8 protein-coding genes are annotated in these 8,495 nt (G+C 71.8%); 7 read left to right on the forward strand and 1 reads right to left on the reverse strand.

All coding sequences use genetic code 11. The features are described 5' to 3' along the window. Positions 1-143 precede the first annotated feature (143 nt). A complete protein-coding gene (locus tag VF665_RS12445) occupies positions 144-1,436 on the reverse strand; it encodes a threonine/serine ThrE exporter family protein (RefSeq protein ID WP_331053747.1) in 1,293 nt (430 codons plus the stop codon). A 180-nt stretch (positions 1,437-1,616) separates the two neighbouring features. Here VF665_RS12445 and kdsB point away from each other — a divergent pair, with 180 nt between their 5' ends. From kdsB to VF665_RS12480, 7 genes are all read left to right on the forward strand, one after another. Beyond that, positions 1,617-2,447: a 3-deoxy-manno-octulosonate cytidylyltransferase gene (gene kdsB / locus VF665_RS12450; protein WP_331053754.1), complete on the forward strand. Its 831-nt coding sequence runs from the start codon at positions 1,617-1,619 to the stop codon at positions 2,445-2,447. 5 nt (positions 2,448-2,452) lie between these two features. Beyond that, positions 2,453-4,135: a CTP synthase gene (locus VF665_RS12455; RefSeq protein WP_349263125.1), complete on the forward strand. Its 1,683-nt coding sequence runs from the start codon at positions 2,453-2,455 to the stop codon at positions 4,133-4,135. A gap of 49 nt (positions 4,136-4,184) precedes the next feature. Beyond that, the gene (gene kdsA, locus VF665_RS12460; protein WP_331053749.1) at positions 4,185-5,024 is read left to right on the forward strand and encodes a 3-deoxy-8-phosphooctulonate synthase; all 840 of its coding nucleotides are present in this window, start codon (positions 4,185-4,187) and stop codon (positions 5,022-5,024) included. Beyond that, on the forward strand, positions 5,017-5,589 hold the full coding sequence (locus VF665_RS12465; RefSeq protein WP_331053750.1) for a KdsC family phosphatase: 573 nt from the start codon (positions 5,017-5,019) through the stop codon (positions 5,587-5,589). Before kdsA ends, VF665_RS12465 begins: the two co-directional genes overlap by 8 nt. An 80-nt stretch (positions 5,590-5,669) precedes the next feature. Further along, positions 5,670-6,590: a KpsF/GutQ family sugar-phosphate isomerase gene (locus VF665_RS12470; RefSeq protein ID WP_349263126.1), complete on the forward strand. Its 921-nt coding sequence runs from the start codon at positions 5,670-5,672 to the stop codon at positions 6,588-6,590. Positions 6,591-6,595: 5 nt separating this feature from the next. Then, complete coding sequence (lptC, locus tag VF665_RS12475; RefSeq protein WP_331053752.1) at positions 6,596-7,159, forward strand: LPS export ABC transporter periplasmic protein LptC; 564 nt, start codon at positions 6,596-6,598, stop codon at positions 7,157-7,159. Beyond that, positions 7,159-8,495 (forward strand): LptA/OstA family protein (locus tag VF665_RS12480; protein ID WP_331053753.1); only part of this gene is annotated, 1,337 nt, incomplete at its 3' end. The genes lptC and VF665_RS12480, both read left to right, overlap by 1 nt.

Below are 8,495 nucleotides of genomic sequence, written 5' to 3' on the forward strand. Positions count from 1 at the left end.
CTCCGGAGCGCGTACCCAGTGCTCCCTTCCCCCAGGGGTTTTTGGGGGAGGGGCTGGGGATGGGGGCCTCTCTCCGCATGCGCCGCCCCCGTCCGACGTGCACCGATCCCGAATCCCTCCCGTTCCGATGCCTGAGGCGCCGGTCAGCCGCCCAGGCGCGTGCGGAACCAGGGCGCGCCGGGCGTGCGCACGCGGCGCTCGGGGGCGATCACGCCGGCGATCAGCAGACCGGAAACCAGGGCCACGGCCGTGAGCATCATGCTGAACGCCGTCTCGATCCCCGCCAGCGTCTGCCGCTCCATCAGCGAGGCGAGCCCGCGAAAGCCCACGCTCCCCGGCACCAGCAGCAGAATGCCCGGCACCAGCACCACCGCCGGCGGACGGTTCTGCAGCCGCGCGTAGATGCTGCTGGCCAACCCCACCGCGAACGCGCCGGCAAACGCGCCCAGCTCCACCCCCAGCGCCCGCGCCCCCACCTGCCCGCCACCCACCCCCAGCGCCGTTCCCACGACGATCCACGGAATGTCGCGCGGCGCGGCCTTCAGCAGCACCACGCCGCAGAGGGGCGAGACGACGAGCGCCACCAGCCCCGCCCACCCGGGAAGCCGCGACGGCTCCACCAGCGCGGGCGTGCCGAACACCGCCACCGCCAGCCGGTTGCCCAGCGCCACGCCGAACGCCAGCCCCAGAAAGGTGATGAACGCGCCGCTCAGCCGCGCCGTCCCGGACGCCAGCTGGCGGCTGGCGAGCTCGTTCAGCGCGTTGGTCAGCGTCAGCCCGGGCAGCAGCACGATCAGCCCCGCCAGGGTGGCCACCAGCACCGCCAGCGGGCCCGCCACGTGCGCCAGCGCCACCGCCGCGGCGCTCACCAGCAGGGCGCCCAGCGGCTCCAGGACGCGGCCCAGGCGCGGCACCCGCCCGGCCAGCACCGTGAACATCCGCAGGCCCAGCCCCAGCACCGTGGCCGCCGCGATCTCGCTCGCGCCGCCACCCAGCAGCTGGCAGCTGGCACCGGACAGCCCCGCGAACGCCACCGTGGTGAGCGCCGACCCGTACGGCGGCGGAGACGCGGCCACCTGGGCGATGCGCTCCGTGCCCTCCGCCGGCGAGATGTCGCCGCGCGCCACCTGCAGCCCCACGCTGTGCACCTCCGCCAGGTTGCGCAGGTCCACGTCGCCCGGCTGCACGCGCATCATGTGCGTGCGCTGCAGGTGCACGGGGCCGAACGACGCCATCAGCGAGGTGGGCTGCGAGAAAAACTGCGCCCCCTGCAGCCCCAGCCGGTCGGCCATGGCGCCCAGGATGTCCTCCAGCCGGTGCGATGCCTCGCCATAGCTGTGCAGCGCGCGCCCAAGGTGCAGCACAAAGCCCACGGCGGCGGGATCGGGCTCCTGGAACTCGCTCGCGGGGGTGCTGGCCACGTGGGTCTCCGGCATCGGGAAGAGAGGGCGATGAAAGTCGCGCCGCCACACGGCCCGGAGCAAGGGCTGGCCTAGCCCCCGGCCCCGTTGCGCACTACATTGGGAAGCGTTGCCCGCACGGCGTGCAGAACGCGCACGCACGCGGCCCCGCCGCCCCTCTTGTCCCGCCGCCACGCGAGTGCTAACTTGCGTGGCGTGATTATTGCAAGCTCGTCACCCGACCTCCCCTTCACGGGCACCCTGGCTGCCGGCGTTCTCGGCGTCATTCCAGCCCGGCTGTCTTCGCAGCGCCTCCCCAACAAACCGCTTCACCCGCTTGCGGGCCGCCCCCTGATCGAATGGGTCTGGCGCCGCGTATCCGCGTTCGCGCTGTTCGACGCGCTCGTCGTCGCGACGGACAGCGAGCGGGTGGCGGACGCCGTGCGCGCCTGCGGCGGCAGCGTGGTGATGACGCGCGAAGATCATCCGTCGGGGACGGACCGCGTGGCCGAGGTGGCGAGCCTGCCGGAGTACGAGGGATACGGTACCGTGGTGAACGTGCAGGGCGACGAGCCCTTCGTGCGCGGCGACCACCTGGCTGCGGCGATCGAACTCGTGCGCGACGGCGGATGGGACGCGGGAACGGTGGCCACCCCCATCCGCACGGCGGAGGAGTGGCGTGAACCTTCGGTGGTGAAGGTGGTACGGGCGGATGACGGCGCGGCGCTGTACTTTTCGCGCGCCCCCGTTCCCGCCCTTCGAGACGCGGAGCCCGGGCCGGACGACTTCGGCGGCGGGCTCTTTCTGCGCCACGTCGGCATCTACAGCTACCGCCGCGACGCGCTGCTGCGCTGGGTCTCGCTCCCGGAATCGCCGCTGGAGCGCGCGGAAAAGCTGGAGCAGCTGCGGCCCCTGGCGGCCGGGCTGCGCATTGGCGTGGCGGTGGGCGCGCCGGCGGAGGGCGGGGTAGACACCCCGGCCGACGCCGCGCGCGCCGGGCACATCCTGCAGGCGAACACACCCGATTTCGCAGAGGCATCGGCATGACGGCCATGAACACGACCCCCACCAAGTACATCTTCGTCACCGGCGGCGTGGTGTCGTCCTTGGGCAAGGGGATCGCCGCGGCCTCCATCGGGCGGCTGCTGGTGGCGCGCGGGCTGCGCGTGACCATCCAGAAGTTCGACCCGTACATCAACGTAGACCCGGGCACGCTGTCGCCGTTTCAGCACGGCGAGGTGTTCGTGACCGACGACGGCGCCGAGACGGACCTGGACCTGGGGCACTACGAGCGCTTCGTGGGCGAGTCGCTGTCCGTGGCCAACTCCATCACCACGGGGCGCATCTACCAGGAAGTCATCCAGAAGGAGCGGCGCGGCGAGTACCTGGGCGCCACGGTGCAGGTGATTCCACACATCACCGACGCCATCAAGACGGCCATCCGCCGCCTGGCGCCCAACCACGACGTCGTCATCACCGAAATCGGCGGCACGGTGGGCGACATCGAGTCGCTGCCGTTCCTGGAGGCCATCCGCCAGTACCGGCAGGAGGTGGGGCGCGAGCACACGCTGTTCATCCACCTTACGCTCATTCCGTACATCGCCGCGGCGGGCGAGCTCAAGACCAAGCCCACGCAGCACTCCGTGCGCGAGCTGATGGAGATCGGCATTCAGCCCGACATCCTCATCTGCCGCAGCGAGCACCCCATTCCGCCGGAGATGCGCCGCAAGATCGCCCTGTTCACCAACGTGGACGTGGCGAGCGTCATTGAGGCGCGCGACGTGGGCAGCATCTACGAGGTGCCGCTGGACTACCATCGCCAGCGGCTGGACGAGCAGGTGGCCGCCAAGCTGGGGCTGCACAACACGCCCAAGCCGGACCTGGCCTCGTGGGAAAAGCTGGTGGAGCGGGTCAAGCGGCCGCGCAACGGCACCGTGCGCATCGCCGTCGTGGGCAAGTACGTCGCGCTGGTGGACAGCTACAAGAGCGTGCAGGAGTCGCTGTACCACGGCGGCATCGCCAACGACGTCAAGGTGCAGATCGACTGGCTTTCGTCCGAGGACTTTGAGAACGGCCAGCCGGCGGACAAGCTGAGCCAGTACCACGGCCTGCTCATCCCTGGCGGGTTCGGGGTGCGCGGGGTGGAAGGGATGCTGAGCGCCATCGGCTGGGCGCGCGAGAACGGGCTTCCGTTCTTCGGCATCTGCCTGGGGCTGCAGACGGCCATCATCGAGTTCAGCCGCAGCGTGTGCGGGCTGGAGCACGCGCACTCCGCGGAGTGGGAGCGCGACACCAGCGACCCCGTGATCTGCCTGATGGACAGCCAGCGGCAGGTGACGGACCTGGGCGGCACGCAGCGGCTGGGCGCGTACACGGCGCGGCTCGTCCCCGGCTCGCGTTCGGCGCGCATCTACGGCGGCAGCGAAATCAGCGAGCGCCACCGCCACCGCTACGAGGTCAACAACGCGTACCGCCCGCAACTGGAAGATGCGGGGATGCTCGTCAGCGGCACCTCGCCGGACGGTAACCTGGTGGAGATGATCGAGCTTCCCGACCATCCGTGGTTCGTGGCCACGCAGGCGCACCCGGAGCTCAAGTCGCGCCCGGACCATCCGCACCCGCTCTTTGCCTCCTTCGTGGAAGCGGCCATGGCGCGCCGCAACGCGTCGGAGCAGACGACCATCGATCTCCCCGCGCGGGCTCGCGTGGAGCCCGCGGCCGAGGTGGGCGCGTGACGGCGGAGGAGTGCGTGAGTGCGGGGTGCGTGAGTGCGGGGGTGGCGGCGTGAGCGCGGCTTTCGGCGCGGTCGATCGGCTGTTCCGGCCGGACGGCGGGTTCTTTCTGATCGCGGGGCCGTGCGTGGTGGAAAGCGACGCGCTCAACCTGCAGATCGGGGAGGCGCTGGCGCGGCTTTCCGCGGACCTGGGGCTGCCCATCATCTACAAGGCCTCGTTCGACAAGGCCAACCGCTCGTCCCCGGGCTCGCCGCGCGGGCCGGGGGTGGACGAGGGGCTGCGCAAGCTGGAGCGCGTGGGGCAGGCCACCGGGCTCGCCCTGCTGACGGACGTGCACCTGCCGGAGCACTGCGCCGCCGCCGCGCAGGTGGTGGACGTGCTGCAGATCCCCGCGTTCCTGTGCCGCCAGACGGACCTGCTGGTGGCCGCCGGCGCGACGGGGAGGCCGGTGAACGTCAAGAAGGGGCAGTGGATGGCGCCGCACGAGATGCGCGGCGCGGTGGCCAAGGTGCGCGGCGCCGGCTCGCCCGCCGTCGCCACGACGGAGCGCGGAACCTTCTTCGGCTACGGCAACCTCGTCGTCGACATGCGCTCGTTCGCGCTGATGCGCGAGGCGTGCGAGGCGCCTGCCATCTTTGACGGAACGCACAGCGTGCAGCGCCCGGGGGAGGGCGGGGGGATCAGCGGCGGCGAGCCGCGCTTCATCCCTTCGCTGGTCCGCGCGGCGGTCGTCGCGGGGGCGGATGCGCTCTTTCTGGAAACGCACCCGGAACCGGCCAGGGGCTTGTCGGACACCACCAACATGCTCCCGCTGGACCGCCTGCGCCCGCTGGTGGAAGAAGTGCTCGCCCTCCGCGCCGCGCTGGGGATGGAGGCCGCCCGTGTCTGACGCGCCGCAGCCCATCCCCGCCGAACTGGCGCGCCGCATCCGCATCGTGATCCTGGACGTGGACGGCGTGCTGACGGACGGCGGCGTGTACCTGGGCGCCACGGAAAGCGGCGAGCCCATGGAGCTCAAGCGGTTCGACATCCAGGACGGGCTGGGGATCCGCCTGCTCAAGGAAGCGGGGATCACCGTCGCCATCGTCACCGGGCGCGAGTCGCACGCCGTCCGCCTGCGGGGCGAGGAGCTGCAGCTGGACGAGGTGCACCAGGACCGCAAGGCCGCCAAGCTGCGCATCGTCACGGAGATGCTGGAGCGCAACGGGATGGACTGGAGCGAGGCCGCCTTTGTGGGCGATGACCTGCCGGACCTCCCCATCCTGCGCCGCGTGGGGCTTCCCGCCGTCGTGGGGAACGCCACGGCGGACGCGCGGGCCTGCGCGGCCTGGCGCGCCGTGCGCGAGGGCGGGCGCGGCGCCGTGCGCGAGTTTGCCGAGGCGCTGCTGACCGCGCGCGGCGAGTGGGCGGAGCGGGTGGAGGCGTACGTGGCCGACCGGGAGGCGGGGGTTTGACCTCGCTGGCCGAAGCCGTCCGCGGCACCGGCGCGCTGGGCGTGGACGAGGCGCTGGACCGCGCCCGCCGCGTGATCCGCATGGAGGCGGAGGCCGTGGCCGCGCTGGAATCGCGCATCGGCGAGCAGTTCGCCGGGGCGGTGGAGGCCATCCTGAACGCCACGGGGCGCGTGCTGGTGGCGGGGATCGGCAAGAGCGGCATCATCGGCCGCAAGATCGCCGCGACGCTCACCAGCACGGGAACGCCGGCCAGCTTTCTTCACCCCGTGGAGGCGCTGCACGGCGACCTGGGGATCGTGGGGCCGGGCGACGTGGCGCTGCTGCTGAGCAAGAGCGGCGAAAGCGAGGAACTGCGCGGGCTGGTGGAGTTTCTGACGCGGATGGACGTGCGCACCATCGCCCTCACCGGGCGGCCGGAAAGCGCGCTGGGGCGCCACGCCGAGTACGTGCTGGACTGCTCGGTGGATGAGGAAGCGTGCCCGCACGACCTGGCGCCCACGTCGTCCACCACGGCCGCGCTGGCGATGGGCGACGCGCTGGCGGTGGCGCTGCTGCTGCGCCGCGGCTTTGGGCGCGACGATTTTGCCCGCGTGCACCCGGGCGGCGCGCTGGGCCGGCGGCTGCTGCTGCGCGTGCAGGACGTCATGGAGGCGTCGGACCTCCCCGTGCTGCCCGCTGACGCCACCATGCGGCAGGCCATCGTGCCCCTGGCGGAGCGCCGCGGCACGGTGGCCATCGTGGACGCGGAGGGGCGGCTGCAGGGCGTGCTGACCAGCGGCGACCTGACGCGCCTGATGGAGCGGGAGGAACACTTTTTTACAATCGCCGTATCGGAAGTGATGACACGCACTCCCCGCACCGCCGAACCCGACCAGCTCGCCGCCGCCGCGGTGGGCGTGATGGAGCGGCACGGCGTGATGGCGCTCCCCGTGGTGGACGGGGACGGGCGCCTGCGGGGGATGGTTCACCTTCACGACCTCATGCGGGCGGGAGCGGTTTGAGTGTGATGCGCACGAGCCGGTGGGCAGCGTTTCTGGGGATCGTCGTCCTTGCCGCGTGCGGCCCGGACGGCACCGCTGCGCCCAGCGCCCCCGTGGGGATGGAGGCCGACGGCACCCAGCGCACCTACGGGCTGAACCTGAAGCTGAGCGACGGCGGGATCCAGAAGGCGGACCTGTACGGCGACACCGCGTACCAGCGCCCCAACACGCGGGTCACGGAACTGCGCGGCGTGCGCCTGACCTTTTACGACAAGCAGGGCAAGAACCCCGGCAAGCTCACCAGCAGGACGGGGGAGTACGACGAGGCCACGCAGATCATGATCGCCCGCGGCAACGTGGTGCTGGTCACGCGCAACGAAAAAGGCGTGCAGCGCACCATCCGCAGCGAGGAACTGCACTACGACCAGCGCGGCGACCGGGTGTGGAGCGAGCGCGAAACCATCGTGGAAGAAGCCGGGCGCACCTTTACCAGCCAGGGCTTCAACTCCGACACCAAGTTCACCAACGTGCAGGGGCGCGGCGGCAAGGCGACCGGCGTGCAGGTGAACGCCGGGGCGGAGAACTTCTGATGCGCGCCCTGCTCCGATCCCTGGCCCTGGCCGCGGGCGCGCTGCTGCTCCCTGTTTGCGCGGTGGCGCAGAACGTGTGCAACCTGGTGTACCAGCAGGGCGCGTGGACCAGCACCGGCCCGGAAGGGCAGCGCGTGCTGAACGCGGGCGGCCCGCTGCTGGTGCGGTGCGCCAACGGCGAGGAGCTGCGCGCCGACAGCGCGGTGATCTACGAGGCCATCAACGAGACGCACATGTTCGGGCGGGTGGACTACCAGGACCCGCTGCGCTCGCTGACCTCGGACTACGCCACCTACAACGGCACCTCGGGGCGGCTGTACGCCACGGGCAACGTGGTGTTCACCGACAAGAACCGGGGCTCCACGCTGCGCGGCCCCAACCTGGAGTACTTCCGCGCCGCGGCCGGGCGCCCGGAAGCGCAGGCCATCGCCACGGAGCGCCCGCACCTCACCGTGGTCCCCCGCAGCGGCGCGGGGCGCGACCCCATGGAGGTGGACGGCGACCGCATCACCACCGTGGGCGAAAAATCCGTCACGGCCGAAGGCAACGTCGTCATCACCGGCAAGACGCTGAACGCCCGGGCGCAGGAAGCGTACTACGACGCCACGCAGGAGCGCCTGGAGCTTCGCCGCGACGCGCGCGCCAGGGGCGAGCAGTACGAGCTCACGGGCGACTTCATCGAGACGAAGCTTTCGCAGGGCGCGCTGCAGCAGGTGCTGAGCCGGGGCAACGCGCGGCTGGTGCAGGAGCGGCTGCGCATTACCGGGCCGCAGCTGCAGATGTACTTTGAGCGGGATTCGCTGCAGCGGCTGGTTTCGGGGCGCACGCCCTCCGCGCCGGGGCGCTCCGTGGCGCTGGCCCGCGGGTTCCGCATGGAGGCGGACTCGCTGGAGGCGCTGAGCCCGGGGCAGCGGCTGCGGCAGGTAAAGGCCATCGGCACGGCCAGCGGGCAGTCGTGGGACACCACCCAGGTGCTGGGCCCCGGCCCCGCGGACGCGCCCGGCACGCCGGACACGGTGGCGGGGCTGGCGCTGGGACAGCGCGACCTGATCTTTGCCGACACCATCATCGGCTTCTTTCGCGACTCGGCCACGGCGGGGCGCGGGGCGGCTCCGGCCGGCGGCGCACGGCGCGACACGACGCAGAACGCGGAACTGGAACGGATGCTTGCGATGGGAAGCGCCAGGTCGCTGTACCGCATGCAGCCGGGGCGCGACAGCACGGGGGCGGTGCAGCGCCGGGCGGATGGAAAGCTGGCCATCAACTACCTGATCGGCGACACCATCGACCTGGCGTTCGCCGGGGGCGAGGTGGACGTGGCCACCGTGCGCGGCCT

It is taken from the genome of Longimicrobium sp. (assembly GCF_036387355.1).
Lineage (GTDB): Bacteria > Gemmatimonadota > Gemmatimonadetes > Longimicrobiales > Longimicrobiaceae > Longimicrobium.

What these genes read in the sequence shown, in the direction of transcription:
- VF665_RS12470 (WP_349263126.1), top strand. Translation starts at nt 5,670, where the DNA reads ATGGAGGCGGAGGCCGTGGCCGCGCTGGAATCGCGCATCGGCGAGCAG.
- lptC (WP_331053752.1), top strand. Translation starts at nt 6,596, where the DNA reads ATGCGCACGAGCCGGTGGGCAGCGTTTCTGGGGATCGTCGTCCTTGCC.
- VF665_RS12445 (WP_331053747.1), bottom strand. Translation starts at nt 1,436, where the DNA reads ATGCCGGAGACCCACGTGGCCAGCACCCCCGCGAGCGAGTTCCAGGAG.
- VF665_RS12455 (WP_349263125.1), top strand. Translation starts at nt 2,453, where the DNA reads ATGAACACGACCCCCACCAAGTACATCTTCGTCACCGGCGGCGTGGTG.